General features: G+C 71.9%; 21 protein-coding genes and 1 pseudogene. 12 read left to right on the top strand and 10 right to left on the bottom strand.

From position 1 onward, the window contains the following. The first annotated feature begins 191 nt into the window (after nt 1-191). Nucleotides 192-1586: a polyprenol phosphomannose-dependent alpha 1,6 mannosyltransferase MptB gene (gene mptB, locus ACFZDK_RS44975; protein WP_390981998.1), complete on the top strand. Its 1395-nt coding sequence runs from the start codon at nt 192-194 to the stop codon at nt 1584-1586. Then, nucleotides 1583-2947: a glycosyltransferase 87 family protein gene (locus tag ACFZDK_RS44970; protein ID WP_390981995.1), complete on the top strand. Its 1365-nt coding sequence runs from the start codon at nt 1583-1585 to the stop codon at nt 2945-2947. Before mptB ends, ACFZDK_RS44970 begins: the two co-directional genes overlap by 4 nt. A gap of 89 nt (nt 2948-3036) precedes the next feature. Here ACFZDK_RS44970 and ACFZDK_RS44965 read toward each other — a convergent pair. Beyond that, nucleotides 3037-3846: pseudogene (locus tag ACFZDK_RS44965) on the bottom strand (D-alanyl-D-alanine carboxypeptidase family protein); the annotation flags it as partial. Between the two features lie 177 nt (nt 3847-4023). After that, nucleotides 4024-5172 (bottom strand): transcription termination factor Rho, encoded by a 1149-nt coding sequence (gene rho / locus ACFZDK_RS44960; RefSeq protein ID WP_390981992.1) that lies wholly within the window; start codon nt 5170-5172, stop codon nt 4024-4026. Between the two features lie 361 nt (nt 5173-5533). On the opposite strand from rho, the gene ACFZDK_RS44955 reads away from it, so the two are divergent. The 5 genes from ACFZDK_RS44955 to ACFZDK_RS44935 all read left to right on the top strand — a co-directional run bounded on the left by ACFZDK_RS44955 (nt 5534) and on the right by ACFZDK_RS44935 (nt 10776). Continuing rightward, on the top strand, nt 5534-6775 hold the full coding sequence (locus ACFZDK_RS44955; RefSeq protein WP_390981990.1) for a cytochrome P450: 1242 nt from the start codon (nt 5534-5536) through the stop codon (nt 6773-6775). Nucleotides 6776-6899: 124 nt separating this feature from the next. Then, nucleotides 6900-7670, top strand: a complete 771-nt coding sequence (locus tag ACFZDK_RS44950) for an SDR family oxidoreductase (RefSeq protein ID WP_390981987.1) — start codon at nt 6900-6902, stop codon at nt 7668-7670. 6 nt (nt 7671-7676) lie between these two features. Continuing rightward, entirely contained in the window at nt 7677-8117 is a 441-nt protein-coding gene (locus ACFZDK_RS44945; RefSeq protein WP_390981984.1) for a VOC family protein, read from the top strand. A gap of 13 nt (nt 8118-8130) precedes the next feature. Next, nucleotides 8131-9648, top strand: a complete 1518-nt coding sequence (locus ACFZDK_RS44940; protein ID WP_390981982.1) for an MFS transporter — start codon at nt 8131-8133, stop codon at nt 9646-9648. A gap of 165 nt (nt 9649-9813) precedes the next feature. Then, nucleotides 9814-10776, top strand: a complete 963-nt coding sequence (locus ACFZDK_RS44935; protein ID WP_390981981.1) for a hypothetical protein — start codon at nt 9814-9816, stop codon at nt 10774-10776. 3 nt (nt 10777-10779) lie between these two features. On the opposite strand, the gene ACFZDK_RS44930 is transcribed toward ACFZDK_RS44935, so the two are convergent. The 8 genes from ACFZDK_RS44930 to ACFZDK_RS44895 form a co-directional block, all read right to left on the bottom strand. Further along, nucleotides 10780-11550 carry an SDR family oxidoreductase gene (locus ACFZDK_RS44930; protein ID WP_390981979.1) on the bottom strand — a complete coding sequence of 257 codons (771 nt, stop codon included), beginning with the start codon at nt 11548-11550 and terminating at the stop codon, nt 10780-10782. A 49-nt stretch (nt 11551-11599) separates the two neighbouring features. Continuing rightward, nucleotides 11600-12583, bottom strand: a complete 984-nt coding sequence (locus tag ACFZDK_RS44925) for a LysR substrate-binding domain-containing protein (protein ID WP_390981976.1) — start codon at nt 12581-12583, stop codon at nt 11600-11602. Between the two features lie 184 nt (nt 12584-12767). Further along, the gene (locus tag ACFZDK_RS44920) at nt 12768-13724 is read right to left on the bottom strand and encodes a fumarylacetoacetate hydrolase family protein (RefSeq protein WP_390981973.1); all 957 of its coding nucleotides are present in this window, start codon (nt 13722-13724) and stop codon (nt 12768-12770) included. A gap of 6 nt (nt 13725-13730) precedes the next feature. Continuing rightward, entirely contained in the window at nt 13731-15101 is a 1371-nt protein-coding gene (locus ACFZDK_RS44915) for an FAD-binding protein (protein WP_390981971.1), read from the bottom strand. 31 nt (nt 15102-15132) lie between these two features. Next, nucleotides 15133-16002, bottom strand: coding sequence for a cyclase family protein (locus tag ACFZDK_RS44910; protein WP_390981968.1), 870 nt, complete (start codon nt 16000-16002; stop codon nt 15133-15135). Then, nucleotides 15999-17003, bottom strand: a complete 1005-nt coding sequence (locus ACFZDK_RS44905; protein WP_390981965.1) for an amidohydrolase family protein — start codon at nt 17001-17003, stop codon at nt 15999-16001. The genes ACFZDK_RS44910 and ACFZDK_RS44905 overlap by 4 nt, the downstream gene beginning before the upstream one ends. Further along, nucleotides 17000-18124, bottom strand: coding sequence for an FAD-dependent monooxygenase (locus ACFZDK_RS44900; RefSeq protein WP_390981962.1), 1125 nt, complete (start codon nt 18122-18124; stop codon nt 17000-17002). Before ACFZDK_RS44900 ends, ACFZDK_RS44905 begins: the two co-directional genes overlap by 4 nt. A 49-nt stretch (nt 18125-18173) precedes the next feature. After that, nucleotides 18174-18479, bottom strand: a complete 306-nt coding sequence (locus tag ACFZDK_RS44895) for an antibiotic biosynthesis monooxygenase (protein ID WP_390981960.1) — start codon at nt 18477-18479, stop codon at nt 18174-18176. A gap of 254 nt (nt 18480-18733) precedes the next feature. Here ACFZDK_RS44895 and ACFZDK_RS44890 point away from each other — a divergent pair, with 254 nt between their 5' ends. From ACFZDK_RS44890 to ACFZDK_RS44870, 5 genes are all read left to right on the top strand, one after another. Continuing rightward, nucleotides 18734-19699 carry a fumarylacetoacetate hydrolase family protein gene (locus tag ACFZDK_RS44890; protein ID WP_390981957.1) on the top strand — a complete coding sequence of 322 codons (966 nt, stop codon included), beginning with the start codon at nt 18734-18736 and terminating at the stop codon, nt 19697-19699. Next, a complete protein-coding gene (locus ACFZDK_RS44885; RefSeq protein ID WP_390981954.1) occupies nt 19696-20631 on the top strand; it encodes a VOC family protein in 936 nt (311 codons plus the stop codon). Before ACFZDK_RS44890 ends, ACFZDK_RS44885 begins: the two co-directional genes overlap by 4 nt. 37 nt (nt 20632-20668) lie before the next feature. Then, a complete protein-coding gene (gene hisD / locus ACFZDK_RS44880) occupies nt 20669-21970 on the top strand; it encodes a histidinol dehydrogenase (RefSeq protein ID WP_390981952.1) in 1302 nt (433 codons plus the stop codon). Continuing rightward, a complete protein-coding gene (locus ACFZDK_RS44875; protein ID WP_390981949.1) occupies nt 21967-22728 on the top strand; it encodes an SDR family NAD(P)-dependent oxidoreductase in 762 nt (253 codons plus the stop codon). The genes hisD and ACFZDK_RS44875 overlap by 4 nt, the downstream gene beginning before the upstream one ends. A gap of 102 nt (nt 22729-22830) precedes the next feature. Further along, nucleotides 22831-23169, top strand: coding sequence for a hypothetical protein (locus ACFZDK_RS44870; protein ID WP_390981946.1), 339 nt, complete (start codon nt 22831-22833; stop codon nt 23167-23169). The last annotated feature ends 135 nt before the right edge of the window (nt 23170-23304 follow it).

Below are 23304 nucleotides of genomic sequence, written 5' to 3'. Positions count from 1 at the left end.
ACCGGGACTGTGGCGCCCTTTGGGGGCGCGGGGCGTCATCCATGTGCGGCTTCCGCCGCGTGGGCGCGACCAGCCACAACGGACCTGCACCCGACCACGCACCACACACAGGTAACAAGTAGGCCGCTCCCAAGAAATCGCCTCGTCGCTTTCCGGCCACCCACCATTGACACGCTGACCCAGTGTTGGCCATGGCTTTCCCCGTCGATCTACGCCGCTGCCAGGTTCTCGGCCTGGCCGGCACCGCCTTCCTGGCGCTGGGAGGTGAGACTGCCGGCGCCCTGCCCGTGGAGGATCTGCTCGCCCCCAGCTCGGTACAGGCGGCGTTCGGCCTGGTCGGGGTCTACTTCGGCGTCGTCCTGCTGATCGCGGCCTGGCTGCTGCTCGGCCGCCTCGTGCGCAGCGGCGCGCCGCCCACCCCGCGCCAGCTGATGCTGGTCCTCGTCGTGTGGGCGGCCCCGCTGCTGCTCGCGCCGCCGCTGTTCAGCCGGGACGTATACAGCTACCTGGCGCAGGGCGCGATGGTCGACGCGCACATGGACGTCTACACCTCGGGCCCCGCCCAGCTCGGCGGCCCGCTGGCCGACGAGGTCGCGCCGGTGTGGCAGAACACCGCCGCCCCGTACGGTCCCGCGTTCATGGGCGTGGCCTCGCTGCTGTCCGGGCTGACCCGGGGCGAACTCCCGGCCGGGCTCTTCGGGATGCGACTGGTCGCCCTGCTCGGCGTCGGCCTGATGGCGGTCGCACTGCCCCGGCTGGCCCGGCACAGCGGCGCCGACCCAGCCGCCGCGCTCTGGCTGGGCGCCCTCAACCCGCTCGTGCTGCTGCACCTGGTCGCGGGCGCCCACAACGACGCGATCATGCTCGGTCTGCTCGGCCTCGGCCTGGTCGCGGCGCTCGGCCGCTGGCCGGTCCTGGGGGCGGTGCTGGTCACGCTCGCGGCACTGGTGAAGGCACCCGCCGCGCTCGGACTGCTCGCGATCGTCGTCGTACAGGCGCGCAGGGGCCGCAGCCCGGTGCGCGCCACCCTGCTGACGGCCGCGGCCTCCGGGGTCACCACCGTGGTGGCGACCGCCGTCGCGGGGACGGGGTACGGGTGGATAAGGGCGCTGGACACGCCCGTGTCGCCGCACAACTGGGCGCTCAGCAGCCTGCTGGGCCGGGCCACCGGCGCGCTCCTCGAACACCTCGGCAGCGACCTGGCGCCGCTCGCCGTGCCGGCCTGGCATCTGCTCGGGATGGCGCTGACCGCGGTGACCGTGCTGCTGATATGGGTCCGGCTGCGGCCCCGCCCGGTCTACGCGCTCGGTCTGAGCCTGGCCGCGGTCGCCGCCTTCGGGCCGGCGATCCGGCCCTGGTACGCGATCTGGGGTCTGTTCCTGATAGCGGCGGCGGCGCCCAGCGCCTCGGTACGGCACCGGGTGGCCGCTGTCACCGGGGTGCTCGCGCTCGCCGTGCTGCCCAGCGGCGGCCCCGCCGACGTCGGCCAGCTGGTCCTCGCCGTCTCCGGCGGGGTGCTCGGTGTGGTCGTGCTGTGGCAGGCCCACCAGGCCGCGCAGGCCCCGGCCGTGGGACGTACGGCATGAGAGGACCGCAGACCGCGCGGGGGAGGCTGCTGCTCGTCCTGGCCCTCGTCGCCGCCGTGACCGTGTTCACGGCCACCGTGCCGCTGCTGCGTGACTGGTTCGACCTGCGGGTCTACTACGGGACCGTGCACACCTGGGTGCATCACGGCGGCCGGATCTACGACTACCGGGTGCCGGGGACGGAGTACGGCTTCACCTATCCGCCGTTCGCCGCCGTCGGCATGCTGCCCATGGCGCTGATGGGACTGCCGCTGGCCATCGTGGCCTCGCTGCTCGTCAACCTGGCCGCGCTGGCGCTCGTGCTGCGCATCCTGGCCGGGCCGGGCTGGCGGCGCTGGGGCTGGTACCGGTGGGCGCTGGCGCTGTGCGCGCTGGCCCTGTTCGAGCCGCTGCGGGACACCTTCAGCTTCGGCCAGGTGAATCTCATCCTGCTCGCCCTGGTGCTCGGCGACTGCTGCCTGCTGCGCAGCGGGCGGGGCCGCTGGGCCGGGGTCGGGATCGGGCTCGCCGCCGCGATCAAGCTCACGCCGGCGCTGTTCATCGCCATGCTGCTGATCGGCCGCAGGTGGCGTGCGGCGGGGGTCGCCACGGCCGTGGCGCTCACGGCGACCGGGCTGGCGGCCTGGACCGATCCGAAGGCGTCCCGGTTCTACTGGACGCAGGCGCTCTGGGACACCAGCAGGGTCGGCCGGCTCGACTACGTGTCGAACCAGTCGCTGCAGGGCGTCCTGGCCAGGCTCGGCCATCCGGACAAACCACTGTGGGCGATCGTCGTGCTGCTCACGCTGGCCGTCTGGGCGTGGCGGACCCGCCGGGCCGTGGCGGCCGGCGACTGGACGGCCGCGTTCGCGCTCACCGGTCTCGCCGCGTGCCTGGTCAGCCCGATCACCTGGGTGCACCACCTGGTGTGGGTACTGCCCTCGTTCGCGCTGCTGGCCCGTGCGGGGTACCCGCGGATCGCGGGCGCTCTCTACGCGGTGATGTGCACCAGCGTGGTGTGGCTGTGGTTCGACGACGCGTCCGGCATCGACGGTTTCCTCGGCAGCAACCTCTACACCTGGATCACGCTGGGTCTGCTGTTCGGGCTGCCGGTCGGTCAGTCCCGTCCGGGCGGGTCGGAGGGGTCCGACCGGTCCGGGCGTTCGCCCTTGAGCCGCATCGCCAGGGTCACGGCGCCCACCCCGAGACCGGCGAAGGCCGCGGCGATGGCGGTGTCCGACCAGACGGAGTCGTCCTCCGGTGCCGCGGCGGCCGCCATCGGTACGGTGCTCGGTCCCGGCCGCGGGGCCGGCCGCAGGGCGTCCAGCGAGCCCACCGGATCGACCCGCCCGGCCGCCTCGAAACCCCAGTCGAGCAGCTGACGGGCCTCGTCGTACACGCCGCCGTCCTGGGGGTTCATCACCGTCACGAGGAGGGTGCGCCCGCCCCGCCGGGCGGCGGCGACGAGGGTGTTGCCGGCGTTGCTGGTGTAGCCGTTCTTGATGCCGATCAGACCGGGGTAGCGCGCCACCCCGTCCTCGCCGGTCAGCAGCCGGTTGGTGTTCTCGATGCCGAACGTCCAGCCGTCGCCGGCCGGGAAGCGGGCCTCGGCGGTGGAGCAGTAGCCGGCGAACTCGGGGTTGTGGAGTCCGGCCCGGCCGAACACCGCGAGGTCGTACGCCGAGGAGACCTGCCCGGGTGCGTCGTAGCCGTCCGGGGACTCGACATGGGTGTCGAGTGCGCCCAGGGAGCGGGCCTTGGCCTGCATCCGGGTGACGGTGCGGCTCCAGCCACCGTCGAGCGCGGCCAGGACGTGCACGGCGTCGTTGCCGGAGCTGAGGAAGACCCCGCGCCACAGATCGGACACCTGGTAGGTGTGGCCCTCCTCGACACCGACCAGGCTGCTGCCCTCGCCGACGTCCGCCAGCTCCGCGTGAGTCACCCGGTGCTTCAGACCAGGGGGCAGGGTGGGCATCACCGTGAGCGCGAACAGGGTCTTCAGCGTGCTGGCCGGCGGCAGTCCGAGATGCGCCCCGTTCGCCGCCAGCACCTGGCCGCTGCCGGCGTCGGCGACCACCCAGGAGAGCGCGGAGACGTCCGGCAGTCCGGGGGCCCCGACGTGCGGACGCACCTGGACCCCGGAGCGGTAGAGCAGCGACGGCCCCGGCACCACCGCCCTCGGCGGCGGGGCCGGGTCCAGCGCCCTGGTACCGGCGGCCGCCGTACCGGGCGTCAGTGCCAGCAGGCCCGCCAGACAGAGGGCGCAGGTCGACGCCGTCATTCGGCGAGGGAAGCGGTCAGGGAATCCGATATTCATATGATCAACGTAGGAAGGTGGGCGCTGGACGGCGCGCGGCCTGGGCCGGACGGGCGTGAGGAGCAACCCGGATGCCGCACGCGCGGCTCGCCCGTCGGTCCGTCGATAGGTCGGTCCGTCGGGCCGTCAGCCCGTCAGCCGTCAGCCCGTCGGCAGGGTCGGCTGGACCCGGCGCAGGAAGGTGGCGTTGTCCGGGGTCTCGCGCATCCGCTCCAGGAGCGTCTCCAGCCCGCTCGGAGTGCCCTCCCGGTTCTGCAGGGCCCGGCGCAGTCCGCGTACGGCGGTCAACTCGGCCGGGGCGAGCAGGAGTTCCTCGCGGCGGGTGCCGGAGGGGGCGATGTCCAGGGCCGGGAAGACCCGCCGGGAGGCGAGCTCGCGGTCCAGGCGCAGCTCCATGTTGCCGGTGCTCTTCAGCTCCTCGAAGAAGTAGCCGTCGGCCCGCGAGCCGGTGTCCACCAGGACGGTGGCCAGGATGGTGAGCGAGCCGCCCTCCTCGGCCTTGCGGGCGGCGCCGAAGAACCGCTTGGGGCCGAGCAGCGCGCCGGCGTCGACACCGCCGCTGAGGGTGCGGCCGTTGGAGGCGGCGGCGTTGTTGTGGGCCCGGCACAGCCGGGTCAGGGAGTCCAGGAGGATGACGACGTCCTGGCCCTCCTCGACGAGCCGCTTGGCGCGCTCGACGACGAGTTCGGCGAGGGAGATGTGCTCCTTGGCGGGCCGGTCGAAGGTCGAGGCGTACACCTCGCCCTGCACGGAGCGCCGCATGTCGGTGACCTCCTCGGGGCGCTCGTCGAGCAGCAGCACCATCAGACGGCACTCCGGGTGGTTGCCGGCGACGGCCGCCGCCAGCTGCTGGAGCAGCACGGTCTTGCCGGTCTTCGGCGGGGCCACGATCAGCCCGCGCTGCCCCTTGCCGACCGGTGCGAACAGGTCGGCGACCCGTCCGGCGAGCCCGGCGGCCGGGTGTTCCAGGCGGATCCGCTCGTGCGGGTGCAACGGGGTCAGATCACGGAAGTGACGGCGGCCGCGCAGCTCTCCGGGCGTACGGCCGTTGACGCGCGTGACCTCGGTCAGCGCGCGCTGATTGCCCCGGACGCCCTCGACGAGGTCGCCCTTGCGCAGGCCGTGACGGCGGATCAGCGCGGCGGGGACCTGAGGGTCGGCGGGGGAGGTCAGGCAGCTCGGGGCCCGCAGCTGCCCCTTCCCGCTCGTGTCGATGTCGAGGACACCGGTGACGGGACGGGCGGCGTTCTGGGCCTGCTGCCGTACGGGGGGTTCGAGTGTGGTGGTCATGAGTGGTGGTCCTTTCGAGGACGGAAGTCAGGAGAGAAGGGGGAGTGGGCCGCGAGCGGGAGGGCGTGTGCGCATGCCTCCGTGCGGCGGGAACGACACCTCGGCGACGGCGGAGAAGCCCTGGTCACGAGGTGGTGCTGAGAAGCCGGCGGGCCGGTCGGGAACCGACGGGCGGTGCGGCTGGAGGAGGTGGAACGGGCACGGCGCCCAACAGGGGGGCGGCCACACGTGCTGACCGCACTATACCCAGCGTTCCGGGATCGTCAACATGGCACCGGTCACGGATATTCCCGCCCCGCGGGCACCCGGGCGCCTACGATCAACCGTGTCCGCGTCGTACGGCTGTCCGTCAGGAGCCCCGGTGGAGACCCCGTCCGTGCCGCACCGCCTGTACCCCGTCGGCGGCTGTCCGCATGCCGACAACGCCCGGCTGCTGGCGCGCGGTGCCGTGGCGCCGGTCGTGCTGCCCGGTGGTGTCGAGGGCATGGCCGTCCTCGGGCACGAGACGCTCAGGGACTTCCTCCAGCGTCCCGAAGCCGCCAAGAACGCACGGCACTTCACGGAACTGGCGGAGGGCCGGATCCCCGTCGGCTGGCCGCTGCTGACCTTCGCCACGGTACGGGGCATGACCACCGCCGACGGGGCCGACCACCGCAGACTGCGCGGCCTGGTCAGCCGGGCGTTCACGCCCCGCCGGGTGGAACAACTGCGGTCATGGATCGAGGAGTTGACCGCAACGCTGCTCGACGCGTTGGAGCGGGCCGCGGCCGAGGGCGACGGCGTCGCCGACCTGCGGCGGCACTTCGCGCTGCCGCTGCCCATGGAGGTGATCTGCGAACTCCTGGGCGTGGACGCCGAGTTCCGGCACCGGCTGCACCATCTGTCCAGCCAGGTCGTGGCCACCGACATCGCACCGGCCGAGGCCGTCGCCGCCAACCGGGAGCTGGTCGCGGTGCTCGCCGCCGTCGCCGCCGCCCGGGCCGAGCGACCCGGCGACGACCTCACCAGCGCCCTGATCGCCGCCCGGGACGAGGACGGCGACCGGCTCGGCCAGGAGGAGCTGATCGGCACCCTGGTGCTGATGATCATCGCGGGGCACGAGACCACCCTCAACCTGATCACCAACGCGGTGCGCGCCCTGTGCGGCCACCGCGACCAGCTCGGACTCGTCCGGAAGGGGGACGCGAGCTGGGCCGACGTGGTGGAGGAGACACTGCGCTGGGACGCGCCGGTCAGCTTCTTCCCGTTCCGCTACCCCGTGCGGGACCTGACCGTGGACGGCACGACGATTCCCGCGGGCACGCCCGTCCTGGCCGGCTACTCCGCCGCCGGCCGCGATCCGGCCGCGCACGGCCCCGACGCCGACCGGTTCGACGTCACCCGGCCGGCCCGCCCCGACGCCGTACGCCACCTCTCCCTCGGTCACGGTGCCCACTACTGCCTGGGCGCCCCGCTGGCCCGGCTGGAGGCCACGGTCGCCCTGGAGCGGCTCTTCGACCGCTTCCCCGCCCTGGACCTCGCCGTGCCCGAGGACCGCCTCGCCCCGCTCGCCGGGTTCGTCGGCAACAGCGTCCAGGCCCTCCCGGTACGCCTGCGCGCCTGAGGCGCATACCAGCCATACGAACCCCCGATGGCGTTTCCCCGGCGCATTTCTTGTTCTGGGCAAAGGCCCTACCTACGCTGCCAGCACCGCACTCGGGCGGCATGGGACAAGGGACTTGGCAATCATGGGTCGATTGGCCGGAAAAATCGCTTTCATCAGTGGAACGGGGGCTGGAATCGGCCGGGCCGCGGCACAGGTATTCGCGGCCGAGGGCGCCACCGTATTCGGCTGTGACATCGATGAGAGCAGCGCCGCCGAAACCGTCGCACTCGTCGAGAAGACCGGTGGTGTGATGCGTTCGCCGGCGCCGGTCGACCTTTCCACCGAGGCCGGGGCCCGGGAGTGGATCGAGGCGGGGATCGCGGAATTCGGCGGGATCGACATCCTCTACAACAACGCCTCCGCGCTCCGGAACGGCCCGTTCGAGACGATGCCGGCCGAGGACTGGTATTTCACGATCAAGAACGAGCTGGACATCCCCTACTTCTGCACGCAGGCCGCCTGGCCGCACCTGATCGCACGCGGCGGCGGGGCCGTCCTGAACGTCGCCTCCGTGGTCGCCGAGCGCGGGGCACTGTTCATGCCGATGGTGCCGCACGGCGCCGCCAAGGGCGGGGTCCTCGCGATGACCAAGCACCTGTGCGCGGCCGGTGCCCCGCACCACATCCGGGTCAACAGCATCGCCCCCGGCATGACCCGCACCTCCGCCACGGCGCCCTTCCTCGACGACCCGAACGGCCCCAAGGCCCAGCTGGAGGCCAGGATCCCGGTCGGCCGGGTTGGGCAGCCCGAGGACATCGCCCGTGCGGCGGCCTTCCTCTGCTCCGACGAGGCGGCCTTCGTCAACGGCGCCAACCTCATGGTCGACGGCGGCGACAGCGCGATGGCGGGCTGAGCGCGCATGCACGCACGACTCGACCACGTGGGCCTGAACGTACACGACCTGCCCGCCCAACTCTCCTGGTATCAGAAGGTCTTCGGACTGGAGACCGTCTTCGAGTTCCATCTCGACGGCCCCGGACTGACCGGTGTCGTCCTGGAACACCCGCACGGCTGGCGCATCGAGCTGCTCGCCAGGCCCGGATCCACGCCCGGCCTCAGGGCGCCGGACCCGATGACGGCCGTACTCACCGAGGGGTACGGGCACTTCGCGGTCACCACCCCCGAACTCGACCCCGTGTACGCCGCGTTGACGGCTCACGGAGCGGGCGAGGTCCTGGCCCCCGGCCCGTCCCCCGAAGCGGGGGTGCGGATGGCCTGGGTCAAGGACCCCGAGGGAAATCTCATCGAACTCATAGAACGCGGCGAACCGACCGAACGCGGCACCACTGTCAATCCCTGAGACGGAGTACGGAATGACCGACGCTGTGAAGAAGCTGGACGTGGGCACGCTCATAGCCTGTTGTCTGGCAGTTGCCGCCGCGCAGCTGTGCATTACCGTCCCCTCGCCCATCAACGGGGAAATCCAGACCGCGTTCGGTGCGTCGGGATCACAGGTCGCCTGGGTCACCTCGGCGTTCATTCTCCCCACCGCGATTCTGGAACTGAATTTCGGTGTGGTGGGCGACCTGTTCGGCCGCAAGCGGCTGCTGGTCCTCGGCGGATTCGTGCTGGCGATCGGTGAACTCCTCAACGCCACCTCCCAGAACATCACCATGCTCTGGATCGGCCAGGCCCTCGCCGGTGTCGGTGCCGCCGCGCTCTTCCCGAGCTCCCTCGCCGTGATCGCGGCCGTGACGCCCGAAGAGAAGGACCGTGCCAAGGCGGTCTCCATCTGGGCGCTGAGCATCTCCCTCGCCTCCGCCGTGGGCCCGCTGTCCTCCGGCATCCTGGCCACGGTCGCCGACTTCCGCTGGGCGTTCGTGCCGCCGGTCGTCCTCGGCATCGCGGTCGGCTTCGCCGCCTGGGCGCTGGTCACCGACTCCAAGGCGCCCGAGGGCCGGGCCCTGGACTGGCCCGGTCAGATCAGCGTCGCCGTCGGCCTCACCGCCCTGCTGTGGGGCATCATCGAGGGCGGCGACCGCGGCTGGAGCAGCCCGTCGATCGTCTTCGCGCTGACCCTGGCCGCCGTGGCCCTGGTCGGCTTCGTGATCGCCGAGAAGCGCGCCGTGTCCCCGATGTTCAACCTGGAGCTGCTGAAGATCCCGTCGTTCGCGGCGGCCGCGGTGGTCGCGCTGACCGGCATGTTCGGCTTCATCGGCACGGCCTACGTGGTCTCCATCCGGCTGGGCGCGGTGATGCACCTCAGCGCCCTGCGGGCCGGCATGCCGTTCGTGATCCTCCAGCTGATCCCGCTGCTGCTCGCCCCGGTGCTCAGCAAGATGCTCACCCGGGTCGAGCCGCGCCGGCTGCTGATGGGCGGCCTGCTGCCGATGGCCGCCGGCCAGTTCTGGATCGCGGCACTGCCGATCACCACCACCTCCCTGGCGGCCTTCATCGGCCCGGTGCTGCTGCTCGGCGTCGGCTTCATCTGCGTGGTCTCCTCGCTGACCTCGGCCGCCGTCAACGCGGTGCCGATCGAGATGACCGGTATGGCGAGCGGCGCGACCAGCCTGGTCCGCGAGTTCGGTCAGGGCCTCGGCCCGGCCGTGATCAGCACGGTCGCGATGAGCGCGGCCTCCTCCGCCCTGGTCGGCAAGCTGTCCGGCGCCGACGCCGGCATGGAGGCGGCGGCCGGTCCGCTGGCCGTGGTCAACGCGGGCAGCGACAGCGCCAAGGCCGCCGCGCGGGACGCCCTCGCGCACGCCATGTCCCTGGGCGTGGTGATCTGCGGCTGCGCCTCGCTGCTCGGCGCGGTGGTCACCCTGCTGCTGGTCCGCAGGAGCACCGCCCGTGCGACGGCGGGGGCGCCGGTGCAGGCCGCGTCCGCCTGATCCGGAACCCACAGAGCGGAAGGCCGGGGCGGCAGCCCCGGCCTTCTGACATGTCCTCAAGTCGCCGTGCGCCACGCGGTTGTGCAACGGCAACAGATGTTCTCAGACCATAACGATGCTGGACGTGACGGGACTTGACATCCGGTTGTGCACTATCTTCACGACATGTCCACGCCACCGCAGCAGCCGCCGTCCTCTTCGCAGCAGCCGCAGCCCCCGCAGCAGCCGGCGCCGCCCGCGCAGCAGCCGGACCAGCCACCGGCGATACCGCCGCAGCCGGCCCAGCCCGCTCAGCCGGCCCAGCCCGCTCAGCCGGCCCAGCCCGCCCAGCCGACCGCCTACCCGTATCCGAACCCGCAGTCGCCGCCCCCGCAGAACCCCTACGCCCAGCCGACCCTCGCCAGTCAGCCTGCCCAGCCGCAGCAGCCCAACCCCTATGCCCCGCAACCCGGTTACGGCTATCCGCCGGTGGCCGCCCCGCCGTCGGGCGGCGGCGGGGGCAGGGCGGGACAGGCCGTGCTGTGGGCGGTGGTGGGCGCGGTGGTCGCCTCCGCGGCCTGGGCGGCCGGCGTCTTCCTCACCGGGGGCTTCGGGGACAGCGCGGACCTGCGCGGCTACCAGGCGCCCGCCAACCTCTGCTCCGGCGCGGACTACTCCTCGTTCAAGGACGAGTACCCCGAGGACGACTCGTCCCCGACCAAGAACGCGCTGAAGGACCCGGCCCTGGACGAGAGCTACTGCAGTCTCAGTCTCAAGAAGACCGGGTCCAGCTACGGGGACGCCTATCTCACCCTGCAGGTCGACCTGCACAAGAAGACCGACCCGGGGCCGGAGTTCACGGCCACCTGGAAGAACTACGGCGACAGCCACACGGACTACGACGTGAGCCCGGTGAGCGGTATCGGCGACGAGGCCTACCTGGTCACCGAGGACACCAGCAACGGCTCCTCCACCAGCGGCTCGCGCTACGCCACCCTTGCGGTCCGGGACGGCTGGATGACGTACACCATGAGCTACAGCGCGTACTTCTCCTCGTACGACAACGACACCGACCCGCCGACGCTCGACGACGTGACGGGCTGGCTGAAGACGGACACCAAGTCCACGCTGGAGCAGCTCAAGGGCTGACGCTCAGTCCTGGTCGAGGGCGTTGGTGATCGCCTTCACCGGGCCGTGCGAGGAGTAGCCGCCGTCGACGGTGATCTCCGCGCCGTTGACGTAGGACGCCTCGTCGGAGAGGAGATACACGACGAGTGGCGCCACCTCGTCGACGGTGCCGGGGCGGCCCTGGGGCGTCATGGCGAGGTGTGCGGCGACGAAGACCGGGTTGGCGGTCGCCATCAGCGGGGTCTCGATGTGCCCGGGGTGGATGATGTTCGTCCGGATGCCGCGCGGGGCCAGCTCCAGGGCCGCCACCTTGGACAGGCCCCGCAGCGCCCACTTGCTGGTCGTGTACGCGACCGCGTGATGGGCGGTGAGCCCGGCGACCGAGCCGACGTTCACGATCGAGGAACCGGCCGGCATCAGCGGGGCCAGGGCCTGGATGCCGAGCAGGGCGCCGGTGGTGTTCACGGCGAAGGCCCGGTTCCAGTCGGCGAGCTCGACCTGGCCGAGCCGGGCCCGCATCGGGATGCCCGCGTTGTTCACCAGGCCGTGCACCACGTCGAGGGAGTCCGCGAGGGACGCCCAGTCCTCGGGGGAGGTCACGTCCAGGTGGACGTAGCGGACGTCGAGGCCGTCGGCGCGCAGCGACGCGGCGAGCTTCTCGCCGGCCTCGTCCAGCACGTCGGTCGCGATCACCGTGGCGCCCTCCCGGGCGGCCGCGGCCGCCTCGGCGGCTCCCTGGCCCTGTGCGGCTCCGGTGACGACGACGGTACGGCCCGCCAGGCGCGTGCGGCTCACGGCTTCCACGGTTTCCTCCAGGGGGGTGCGGGATGTCCTCCCGTCCACGCTAGGAAGCCGCGGACAGCTCCGGAAACGCGCTCTCGGGATGGGTGGCATCCGCCTCGGCGATCTCGACCGGGGCGTCCTGGCTCAGCGCGGCCCCGACCTTGCGGACCGTGTCCCGCAGCCAGCGGTGCGCCGGGTCGCCGTGCCGGTTGTGGTGCCAGTACATGGCCTCCACCAGCGGTACGTCCGGGAACGGCGCCGGTACGACCGCACAGCGCGCGAAGTCCTCGTAACGCCGCGCCAGCCGCTCCGGGATCATCGCCACCAGGTCGGTGCCGCTCACCAGGAACGGCAGCACACTGAAGCCCGGCGTGCTGACCTGCACCTTCGGGGTGATCCCGAGGGTCTCCAGCTGGCGCTCGGCGGGGGTGTGGCTCTTGCCGATGGCGCAGGCCGCGTGCGGCATCTCCGCCAGGTCGCGCAGGGTGAGCCGGCCGTCCACCAGCCGCGGGTTGTCCGGGTCCACGATGCACACGAAACGGTCGTGCATCACCGCCTCGCTCACCCCCGGCAGCTGGTAGCCGAGCGGCACGATCATCAGGTCGTGACAGCGCAGATGCGTCTCGGTCTCCAGCTGCCCGTCCACGATCGGATGGAAGTCGATCCGGATACCCGGCGCTTCGGCGGCGATGACCCGCAGCAGCGGCTCCACGAACACCGACATCACATAGTCCGACATCACCACGGAGAACCGCTGGCGGCTGCGCCCCGGATCGAAGTGCCGGGTCAGCGACAGCGCCTCCTCGGCCTTCTGCAGCGAGCCCTGGACGACCGGCAGCAGCCGCTCCGCCAGCGGGGTGAGCTCGTACTCCCGGCCCACCCGGATCAGCAGCTCGTCGTTGAAATGGCGCCGCAGCCGCGCCAGCGAGCCGCTCATCGCGGACTGGCTGGTGGACAGTCGTACACCCGCGTGGGTGACGTTCTTCTCCTCCAGGAGTGCTTCCAGTGCCACCAGAAGATTGAGATCGATCGCTCCGAGACCCACGGATGTCCCCTTCCGGCCGGCCACGTCTTTGAAGCTTCGGTGAAACGCGAGGTTAACCAGCGGACGGCCGTCGAGGAAGGGGGTCGGGCCGACTCTCAGGAAGATTCGATGCCAGGCATCCGGTCGCCGGATACCCGCAGGTGGGGGGTCTGCACGCACCACAGGCCCCCCACAGGTCCCCGTGTTACGGCCGGGGCGTACGACCCCTTTTGCGGGCTCGCGGAAGGTAAGCGTCCGCCCGTCCGGGCACGATCCTGTTGGACACCGTGCCCAGTCCCTCGACGGTCAGCGTCACCTCGTCCCCGGCCTGCAGCGGGGGCGGTGTGCGTTCCCCCACACGGCCCCAGAACTCCGCCAGGGCACCCCAGCCGCAGGTGCCGGACCCGAGGATGTCACCGGGGCGCACCCAGGCGTCCCGGCTGGCGTAGGCGATCATCTCCTCGAAGGTCCAGGAGACGTTGGCCAGGGTGTCCCGGCCGATCAGCTCGCCGTTGAGGGTGACCGTCATCTCCAGGTCCAGGAAGCCGTCCGGGTCCCGCCGGTCCTCCACCTCGTCGGCGGTGACCAGGAAGGGGCCGAGGGTGTTGGCGAAGTCCTTGCCCTTGGAGAAGCCCAGGCCGAGGTTCTTCTCCGGCTTCTGGAGGTCACGGGCCGACCAGTCGTTGAAGACCAGGTACCCGATGATGTGGTCCTTCGCCTGCCCGGGCGTGAGGTCCCGGCCGCTGCGGCCGATGACCGCACCGACCTCCAGCTCGAAGTCGAGCACCGAGCAGCCCGCCGGGACCGGCACGTCGTCATGGGCGCCGTAGGCGGCGTGCGGGTTGGTGAAGTAGAAGTTGGGCGCCCGGTACCACTCCTCGGGTACGTGCTCAAGCCCGTCCAGCGACTTCGACACGCCCTCGATGTGTGCCTCGAACCCGACGAAGTCCCGGATGGACGGCGGCTTCAGCGGCGGCAGCAACCGCACCTGATCCACCGTCAACTCGCCTGCTCCGTCCAGGGCTTCGATACCGGCGGCGTACAGCACCCCGGCCTCGATCAGGGCCAGCAGGGTCACCCCCTCGGGCAGCGGGTGGATCACCCCGTCCCGCACCACACCGGCGTGCTCCTCGCCCTCGTACTCGTATGTCGCGAAACGCATGGCTGCTCAGCTCTCCCAGTGGTTGGTGTTGGTGACGGTCCCGGCGCTCAGATATCCGGCGAACACGCCCTTGGGGTCGCGGGCGGCCCGGATCCCGTTCAGCCGCCGCCACTGCTCGTCCCCCATGAACCTCACCTGCCGTACGGTGAAGTCGGAGTCGCCCAGGTACTGGCCCGCGGTCACCGGCTCCATCGCCGCCATCGCCTCGTCCAGCCAGCCGCGCAGCTCCGCGTCCCGGGTGGCGTCGTCGTGGACGACATAGGTGGCGCAGTAGATCTCCGACTGCAGCGAGAAGGCCATGTCGGGCAGTGCGCGCAGCGGCGCCATCGAGAACCAGATGGTGAAGGTCTGCCGGGTGGGATGCTCGGTGAAGGCCTTGCGGATCGCCGGGACGACCTCCTCGGCGGTACCGGTCAGCCAGGCGTTGTCGACGAAGTAGCGGTGGCCCTCCGGGTTGGCGGTGCGCTGGCCCGCCAGCTGCTCGGCGAGGGTGGTGGGCTGCGCCTCGACACGGAACAGGGCCCGGTCGGCGTACGGGTTGGCGTGCAGCGGCGCCAGCGCCTCGGCCGCCTGCTCGGGGGTGTCGGTCATCGAGACGCCGGTGACCAGCAGCACCGGACCGTCGAGGTCGGGCGGGGTCTGGGTGAGCGCGACGATCTCCACCAGGTCGGAGACCGTGTGGTGGGTGTCGTGCAGCCAGGTCATGACCTCGTCGAAGAGGTCGAGCGGGTAGGCGTGCACGGTGTGCGCCAGGTGCCGGGGGAGGGGGCGGGTGCGCAGGTGGAAGCGGGTGACGACGCCGAAGAAGCCGGGCCCCGCCCCGCGCGCCGCCCAGAACAGGTCGCTGTTCTCGCTCTCGTCGGCCCGGACCAGCTCGCCGTCCGCCGTGACGACGTCGATCGCCACGATGTTCTCGGCCGTCCAGCCCCAGCCGCGCGCGTTCCAGCCCTGCCCGCCCTGCAGCAGGAACCCGCCGATGCCGACGGAGGGACAGTGCCCGCCGTTGAAGAAACGCCCGAACCCGCCGAGATACGGGTTGAGTTCGTCGCCGCCCTTGACGCTGGGGGTGGCGGTGACGATCCCGGTGGTCTCGTCGTACGCCATCTCGCGGAAGTCGCCGAGGTCGATCAGCAGCGCGTCCCGGCGCACCGACCAGGCGGCCCAGCTGTGCCCGCCGGAGCGGACGGCGACCTGCCAGCCGCGCTCCAGGGCGAACCGGACGCCTTCGACGACGTCCTGTTCGGTGGCCGCCCTGAGGACGGCGGCGGGGGTGCGGTCGGCCGGGCGGCGGGCGTTGAAGACCCGGCCGAGGCAGGCCTCCTCGAAGTCCTCGTCGCCGGGGAGGTGGAGGGTGCCGGAGAATCGGTTCGTGTTCACGTGGGGGCTCATTTGCGGCTCGCTGGGCGGTTCACTTGACGGCGATGGGGCTGACGGGGGCACCGACCGCGCCGGTGACCGGGAGCGGGGCGGCGACCAGCAGGAACTCGTGGACACCGTCGGCCGCGCAGTCCTGCGCGAGGGCCTCCAGGTCCCACATCCCGCCCAGCGGCAGGCCCATCTCGGGGATGGCGATCCGGTGCAGCGGGTCCGTCGCCGGCTCGGCGAACTCGGACGGCCGTACCTCCAGGCCCCAGGTGTCGGTGGCGACGGCCGCCATCTCCGTGCGGTGCAGCCAGCCGAGGGCGGTGAAGGACAGGCCGGGCGCGTCCCCGCCCGCGTACCCGCCCCATGCGCCGAGCCGCCGCACCCGGCCCAGCTGGCCGGTGCGGACGAGAACGATGTCACCCCGGCGCACACTCGACGTGGCGCCCTGCGCCTCGACCGTGTCGCGCAGGTGCTCCTCCGTGATCGCGAAGCCGTCGGGCAGTTCACCGCGCGCGTCCCCGACCACCCGGCCGACATCGAGGAGCACCCCGCGGCCGGTGAACGCGTCCCGGATGCGCCCGACGCCGGTCACGGAGTCCCCGTCGCCGGTGACGGCGGTGCGCGGACGGGCTTGCCACGCCTGCTCGTTGGCGTAGACAGGGCCCGGCCCGTCCCACCGGGTGAAGGCCCGCGACGGCAGCAGGGCCCGGTCACCGCGCCGCGGGCCGGACTCGTCGAACTCCTGGGCCAGCGAGAAGGAGCGGCCGCGCCGGACCAGGCTCGCGGCGTGCGCGCGGATCGCGTCGTCGATGAGATTGAGCGTGCCCAGCACGTCGTCCTCGCCCCAGCGGCCTCGGTTCCGGTAGGCGGCACGGGCCTTGGTGAGCTCCTCCTCGAGGGGACCCAGGATCATCGGGCGTCTCCTTTCACCAGCAGATCGAGCGCGTTGCCCCCGGCGATCGCGTCCCGGGCGGCCGGATCGAGACCGGCCGCGTCCAGGCGGGCCACCGGGTCGGTCACGCCCATGTCGAAGGGGTGGTCGGTGCCGAGCACCACCCGGTCCGCGCCCACCTCCTCGACCAGGTGCCGCAGCGCGCGCGGGGTGTAGACGAGGGCGTCGAACCACATCCGCCGCAGATAGGAACTGGGCGGCTCGGCACAGCCGCGCGCGTCCGGCCGTACCCGCCAGGCGTGGTCGGAACGGCCGATGCAGGTCGGCAGATAGCCGCCGCCGTGCGCGGCCACCAGCTTCAGCCGGGGGAAGCGGTCCAGGACCCCGGTGAAGATCAGCCGGGAGAGCGCGACCGTGGTCTCGGTCGGCTGGCCGACCGTGTTGCCCAGGTAGTTCGTGGCGAGCCGCTCGCCGAGCGAGCAGCCCCACGGGTGGACGAAGACGACCGCGCCCAACTCCTCGGCCTTCAGCCAGACCTCGTCGTGCGCCGGCTCGGCCAGCTCGCGCCCCTCGACCGTGGTGGAGACACTGATGCCGGACAGGCCGAGCTCGGTGACCGCCTTGTCCAGCAGGGCGACGGCCAGGTCCGGGTGCTGCAGCGGTACCGTGCCGAGCCCGCGGAGCCGTTCGGGTACGGCCGCGCAGTGCTCGGCGACCGCCTCGTTGACGGTACCGGCCAGTCGTACCGCCAGATCGGGTTCGGCCCAGTAGTGGTGCATGGGCATCGGGCCGACCACCTGGAGGTCGACGCCCATCGCGTCGAGATCGGCGAGGCGGGCCTCCACGTCTGTCAACTTCCCTGCCAGGCGCTGGAGTTGCGCCCGGTTGGTGGCCAGTGACTCCGGGGAGTGGGCGCGCTGCTCGGCGGCCAGCTCGACCGCGAAGCCCTCGGTGCCCGCCACCAGGGCGTCGGCCTCCGGGACCGCGAGGTGGCCGTGGAAGTCGACGACGGGCGTGCTCATGCGGCGGCCGTCAGCGAGGAGAGCGTCTCCGACATGATCCGGGCCGGGTCGGCGCCCGCGGTGTCCGGGTGGATCTCCCAGTCGGCGAGCTGGAGGGAGTTGTCCAGCACCATGCGGACCCGCGGCAGGCGCCGGGCCATGAACCGCTCCAGGGCCCGCTCCAGCGGCTCGTCGCCGGCGACCAGCTCGGCCAGCAGCACCGCGTCCTCCATGCACATCGCGGCACCCTGCGCGATCAGCGGCGGGCAGGCGTGCGCCGCGTCGCCGATCACCATCGTCCGGCCCCGGTACCAGGGCTCGTCGATCAGCACCGCCTCGATCCAGCGGTAGTCCACCGCCGTGTCGTCGGGCAGCGAGGCGAGGATCTTCCCCCAGGTGCCGCCGTAGCCGGCGCCGCGCTCACGCATCAGGTCCAGGGAGGCGCGCGGGCCGACCAGGGAGGCGTCCAGGTTCTCGTCGAGGAGGTAGGCGTAGCACTGGTCGTCGGATATCGGGCTGTACCCGGCCTTGTAGCGCGGGCCCCCGTAGTAGACCTCGGCGCAGTCCATCTCGGCGGGACGCCGCGCCACCACCCGGAAGATCGACATGCCGACCGGGCGGGGCTTCGCCTCGATGCCGATGAGGGCCCGCATCGACGAGTTGATGCCGTCCGCGCCGACCACCAGGTCGTAGCGGCCGGTGGAGCCGTCGGTGAAGGTGACGTCCACCTGATCGTCTTGCTCGGCCAGCTCGCGCACGCTCAGGCCCAGCCGGACGGTGACGCCGTGCGCGTGCACCGCGTCGCACAGCGCGTTCTGCAGGTCGGAGCGGAGCGCGCCCGCCGTCGACGGCAGGTCCTCGCCGCCGGTGTGCGGGGTCTGCAGCTCGGTGATCAGACCGCCGTCGGCCCGGCGCAGCCGCATGTGGTCGAACGGCACCGCCCGGGCCAGTACCCGGTCCAGCACGCCGACCGAACGCAGCGCCTTGAGCGCGTTGCCCTGGATGGTGATGCCATGTCCCACCCCGAACCACTGGGGGGAGATCTCGACGAGCTCCGCCTCGACACCGCGCTGGGCGAGGGCGAGACACAGCACGCTTCCGGTGATGCCGCCGCCGACGACGAGCACCTTGTTCACGGGCATGGGCGATCCTTGCGAAAGTAGAAAGACAGACAGTGGGGGTCAGCGGCTCTCAGCCGGTGTAGCGGGGGCCCAGCTCGTGGTAGTGCTCGACGGCCGGCGGGGCGGCGAAGAACGGGCCGACCAGGGCCCGCCAGCGGGCGAACCGCTCCGACTCCCGGAAGCCGACCGTGTGCGCCTCGACCGACTCCCAGCCGACGAGCAGGAGGAACGTCCGCGGCCGCTCGTCGCAGCGCAGCAGCTCGGCCCAGCGGAAACCGTCGGCCTCGGCGAGCACCTCGCGGGCGTTGCCGAAGACCTCCTGGAACTCCGCTTCCCGGCCTTCCTCGACGGTCAGCTCGGCATGCTCGACTACCACGGTGTGCTCCTAGCGATCGGGGTGGCATCGAGCCTGATCGGCGGTACCTGCAGGGTCAACGGATCGAGTCATCGGCAAGGGGGACGTCATCCATCCCGTACGGCGATGGAGCCGCCCGCCCGGCGCGGCCGCATCCGCGCAGGCAGGGGGTGGGACCGCAGATGATGGCAGGCATCGCGAACGGCCATTTCCGCCGACCGCGTGCGATGCCTAGCGTCGAAGGCGAGCCCCCATCCGTACGAGGAGAGCCGCCCGTGCCCGAACCTTCCCCCTCCCATGCCGGACCCTTCGCGCTGGGTACCTTCCGCGGCGCCGCGGCCGCCTTCCCCGGCCTGGTCGCCGGCACGCGGGTCCGCGACCTCTCCGACCGGGCCGGGTCGGTGCGCGAGCTCGTCGAGGACTGGGACGCCTGGCTGCCCCTGCTGCACGAACTGGCCGCCTCCGCCGACGGCACCTGGCACGACCTGGCGGACCTGCGGGTCCTGACCCCGATCGAGCCCGGCCAGATCCTGCAGAGCGGCGCCAACTACCGCAAGCACGTGGTGGATCTGGTCGCCGCCGAGAAGGAGAGCGTGCACGGCGCCACCCCCGAGGAGGCCCGCGCCGACGCCGAGAAGATGATGGACGAACGGAGCCGCAACGGCGTCCCGTACATCTTCCTCGGATCGCCGCGCGCGCTGTGCGGACCGTACGACGACGTCGTGCTGCCCGCGCTCGGCGAACAGCACGACTGGGAGCTCGAACTCGCCCTGGTCATCGGGAGGTCGGGCAAGGACATCCCGGCCGGGGAGGCGATGTCGTACGTCGCCGGCTACACGATCAGCAACGACCTGACGACCCGTGACCGGCTGTACCGGCCCGACCTGAAGGCCATCGGCACCGACTGGTTCACCGCCAAGAACGCCGACACCTTCCTGCCGACCGGACCCTTCCTGGTCCCGGCCGACTTCGTCGGCGACCCGGGCGACCTGCGGATCACCCTGCGGCACAACGGCGTGGTCCGGCAGGACGAGTCCACCAAGGACATGATCTTCGACATTCCCCGGCTGATCGCCTACGCGTCCACGACCACCACCCTGCGCCCCGGCGACCTGCTGCTCACCGGCTCCCCGGCCGGCAACGGCGCGCACTGGGGGGTCTTCCTCAAGCCCGGTGACGTGATCGACGCGGAGATCACCGGCCTCGGCCGTCAGCGCAACACCGTCAGGAGCCACGCATGAGCTTCCAGCCCATCACCCACCTGCGCCATGTCGATCTGGCCGTACCGGACTTCGACACCCAGCGCGCCTTCTACGGCACCACCTGGGGCCTGACCGAGGCCGCGAACGACAGCGGCATCGCGTTCTTCGCCGCCGAGGGCAGCCCGGAGCAGTACATCGTCCGGATCCGCAAGGACGAACGGAAGCGGATGGACCTGGTCGCCTTCGGGGCGGTCTCGGCCGCGGCGGTCGACGAGCTGGCGGTGCGGCTGGGCCGGGCCGGCGTGCAGATCATCCATGAACCCCGGGCGCTGGACACCCCGGGCGGCGGCTACGGGCTGCGCTTCTTCGACCTCGACGGGCGGGTCGTCGAGGTCTCGGCGGACGTGGCCACCCGCACCCACCGCAGGATCGAGGAGCGCGAGGCCATCCCGGTACGGCTCTCGCACTGTGTGATCAACTCCCAGGACCCCGAGCGCCTGCGCGACTTCTACATCGAGCACCTGGGCTTCCGGCTCACCGACACCCTGTACTCCACGCACATGGGTGACCTCATGTACTTCCTGCGGTGCAGTCCGCTGCACCACTCCTTCGCCATCGCGCGGGGCCCCCATGTGTCGCTGCACCACGCCTCGTTCGAGATGCGGGGGGTGGAGGAGTACATGCGCGGCACCGGGCGTGCGCTGCGCGCCGGGACCCGCCTCACCTGGGGCCCGGGACGGCACCTGGCGGGCGACAACACCTTCTCGTACTTCCACGACCCGCACGGCAACACCGTCGAGTACACCACCGAGCTCGCCGTCCTCGAAGAGGACCTGTGGCACCCCGGCCGGCACGACGTCGACGACCCGGTCACCCAGGACCAGTGGGGCACCGCCGACCCGATGAGCGAGTCGGTCGCCAAGGAGCAGTTCAACGACCCCGACGTGCTTTTCGAAGCGCCCCCCGTCTGATCCTCCGAGCCGAGAACTCCTGAGAAAGGCCGCAGCTGTGGCAGAGATCCTGAAGCACGCCGTGCCCAAGGCCGAGGTGGCCGCCTCCCTCGACCAGGTACGCGAGACGGTGGCCGGTGTCATCGCGGACATCCGGGAGCGCGGTGACGAGGCCGTCCGCGCGTACTCCGAGAAGTTCGACAAGTGGAGCCCCGACTCCTTCCGGCTGAGCGCCGAGGACGTCGAGAAGATCGTCGCCTCGGTGCCCCGGCAGGTCATCGACGACATCACCTTCGTCCAGGAGCAGGTCCGGAACTTCGCCCGCCACCAGCTCGCCTCGATGGGCGAGTTCGAGGTGGAGACGCTGCCGGGCGTGAAGCTCGGGCAGAAGCACATCCCGGTGCAGGCGGCCGGCGCCTACATCCCCGGCGGCCGCTACCCGCTCACCGCCTCCGCCCACATGACCATCGTCACCGCCAAGGTGGCGGGCGTGCCCCGGGTGGTCGCCTGCACCCCGCCGATCCACGGCGAGATCCCGGCCGCCACCGTCGCCGCCATGCACCTGGCCGGCGCGGACGAGATCTGGCTGCTCGGCGGCGTCCAGGCGGTGGCCGCGATGGCCGTGGGCACCGACACCATGGAGCCGGTCAACCTGATCGCAGGGCCCGGCAACGCCTATGTCGCCGAGGCCAAGCGCCAGCTGTTCGGCGAGATCGGCATCGACCTGTTCGCCGGACCGACCGAGATCCTGGTCCTCGCCGACGACCGGGCGGACCCGTTCGTCTGCGCGGTCGACCTGCTCTCCCAGGCCGAGCACGGCCCGGACTCCCCGGCCGTCCTCATCACCACCTCCCGCGAGGTCGCCGAGCAGACCGTCGCCGAGGTCGAGCGCATCCTGCCCTCCATGCCCACCCGCGACTACGCGGAACCCGCCTGGCGCGACCACGGCCAGGTGCACGTCGTCGACTCGGTCGACGAACTGTACGCATTCGCCGACGCGTTCGCCTTCGAGCACGTCGAGGTGCTGACCGCCGAACCGCGTCTCGCCCTGGAGCGGATGACCCAGTACGGCGCCCTGTTCCTGGGCGAGGGCACCTGTGTGTCGTTCGGCGACAAGGTCATCGGCACCAACCATGTGCTGCCCACACGTGGTGCCGCCCGCTACACCGGCGGCCTGTGGGTGGGGAAGTACCTCAAGACGGTCACCTACCAGGAGGTCACCGACACCGCCTCGCAGGCCCTGCTCGGGCGGCTGTGCGGGCGCGCGTCCCGGGTCGAGCTGTTCGAGGGCCACGCCCGCTCGGGTGACGTACGGGCCGCGAAGGCCGCCGGCGACGAGCTGCCGTGGAACAAGGCGTGAGCCTGGACGGCCGTACGGCGCTGGTCACCGGCGGGGGCGGTCCGCTGGGCCGGGCCTTCGCCCGGGCGCTCGCCGAGGCCGGCGCCCGGGTGGTCCTCGTCGGACGGGGCGAGCAGGCCCTCGCCGAGGCGGCGACCAAGGTGGGGGAGACGGCCCGCACGGCCGTGTGCGACGTCTCCGACCCCGCCTCCGTGCGCGCCCTGGCCGGGCAACTCGCCGACGAGGACGTGTCGGTGCTCGTCAACAACGCCGGCGTCGCGGGCCCGGTGCGGCCGCTCGTCGACATCGAACCCGACGAGTGGGACGACGTGTTCGCCGCCAACGTACGCGGCGTCTACCTCATGTGCCGGGCCTTCCTGCCGCCCATGCTCGCCGCCGGACGGGGCGACATCGTCAACGTCGCCTCGGTCAGCGGCAAGCGTCCGCTGCTCAACCGCACCCCGTACACCGCCTCCAAGATGGCGCTGATCGGCCTCACCCGGACCCTGGCGGGCGAGGTGGGCCCGCGGGGCGTCGCGGTCAACTCCCTGTCCCCGGGCCCGGTGCGCGGCCCGCGGATGGACCGCAACTTCCGGCTCACCGCCGAACTCACCGGCTGCACGGTCGAGGAGGCGGAACGGGACTTCGCGTCCCGGGCCGCGCTCGGCCGGCTGGTGGAGGAGGACGAGGTCGCGCAAGCGCTGGTGGCGATGCTGGCGATGCCCGGACTGTGCGGCGCGGACATCGACCTGTCGGCGGGGATGATCGCACCGGCGTAGATCACATACAGGGAACACGGCGAGGCGGACGGCATGCGGGCCGTCCGCCTCGCCGTCGTGTGTTCCCGCCACACAGGACTGTGGCCACTCTGTGTAATCGCCATGGTCCTCACCTTCGAGGGCTCCACCGTCGAGGGCGTCATCTCGGCGACGAAGACCAAGCACCGGGTGTCCTCGATCGACTCGTCCACCTTCTACGAACTCGGCATCGTCACCAACACCGTGCAGGCGGCCGTCAACAACGGCGTGGTCGTCCAGCTGAACAGCGGCTCGGCCTGGACGGTCACCGGCACGTCGTACCTGACCAGCCTCACCCTGGCCGCCGACGCCGCCGTGAAGGCGCCGCGCGGCAAGAGCGTGAAGCTCACCGTCGACGGCACCGAGACGGCCCTCGCCGCCGGCTCCAGCTACACGGGTGCCCTCGTGCTCACCGTGGCGTGAGACCCGGCGGAGGGGGGGGCCCCGCCCCCCGGCCCCCCCCCCCCCCCCCCCGCCCCGGCCCCCCCCCCCCCCCGGGGGGGCGGGGCGGACGCCCCCCCCCCGCCCGCCCACGCCAGGGCCCGCAACCCCCACCCG

The organism is Streptomyces sp. NPDC007901, from assembly GCF_042959465.1.
GTDB lineage: Bacteria > Actinomycetota > Actinomycetes > Streptomycetales > Streptomycetaceae > Streptomyces.
Note: the sequence above shows the minus strand (reverse complement) of the source record. Positions and strands in the feature narration are given on the sequence as shown.

Excerpts from the sequence above, each read along its gene's own strand:
- mptB (WP_390981998.1), top strand. The coding sequence starts at position 192 with ATGGCTTTCCCCGTCGATCTACGCCGCTGCCAGGTTCTCGGCCTGGCC.
- ACFZDK_RS44970 (WP_390981995.1), top strand. The coding sequence starts at position 1,583 with ATGAGAGGACCGCAGACCGCGCGGGGGAGGCTGCTGCTCGTCCTGGCC.
- rho (WP_390981992.1), bottom strand. The coding sequence starts at position 5,172 with ATGACCACCACACTCGAACCCCCCGTACGGCAGCAGGCCCAGAACGCC.
- ACFZDK_RS44950 (WP_390981987.1), top strand. The coding sequence starts at position 6,900 with ATGGGTCGATTGGCCGGAAAAATCGCTTTCATCAGTGGAACGGGGGCT.
- ACFZDK_RS44945 (WP_390981984.1), top strand. The coding sequence starts at position 7,677 with ATGCACGCACGACTCGACCACGTGGGCCTGAACGTACACGACCTGCCC.
- ACFZDK_RS44940 (WP_390981982.1), top strand. The coding sequence starts at position 8,131 with ATGACCGACGCTGTGAAGAAGCTGGACGTGGGCACGCTCATAGCCTGT.
- ACFZDK_RS44935 (WP_390981981.1), top strand. The coding sequence starts at position 9,814 with ATGTCCACGCCACCGCAGCAGCCGCCGTCCTCTTCGCAGCAGCCGCAG.
- ACFZDK_RS44920 (WP_390981973.1), bottom strand. The coding sequence starts at position 13,724 with ATGCGTTTCGCGACATACGAGTACGAGGGCGAGGAGCACGCCGGTGTG.
- ACFZDK_RS44910 (WP_390981968.1), bottom strand. The coding sequence starts at position 16,002 with ATGATCCTGGGTCCCCTCGAGGAGGAGCTCACCAAGGCCCGTGCCGCC.
- ACFZDK_RS44905 (WP_390981965.1), bottom strand. The coding sequence starts at position 17,003 with ATGAGCACGCCCGTCGTCGACTTCCACGGCCACCTCGCGGTCCCGGAG.
- ACFZDK_RS44900 (WP_390981962.1), bottom strand. The coding sequence starts at position 18,124 with ATGCCCGTGAACAAGGTGCTCGTCGTCGGCGGCGGCATCACCGGAAGC.
- ACFZDK_RS44885 (WP_390981954.1), top strand. The coding sequence starts at position 19,696 with ATGAGCTTCCAGCCCATCACCCACCTGCGCCATGTCGATCTGGCCGTA.
- ACFZDK_RS44870 (WP_390981946.1), top strand. The coding sequence starts at position 22,831 with ATGGTCCTCACCTTCGAGGGCTCCACCGTCGAGGGCGTCATCTCGGCG.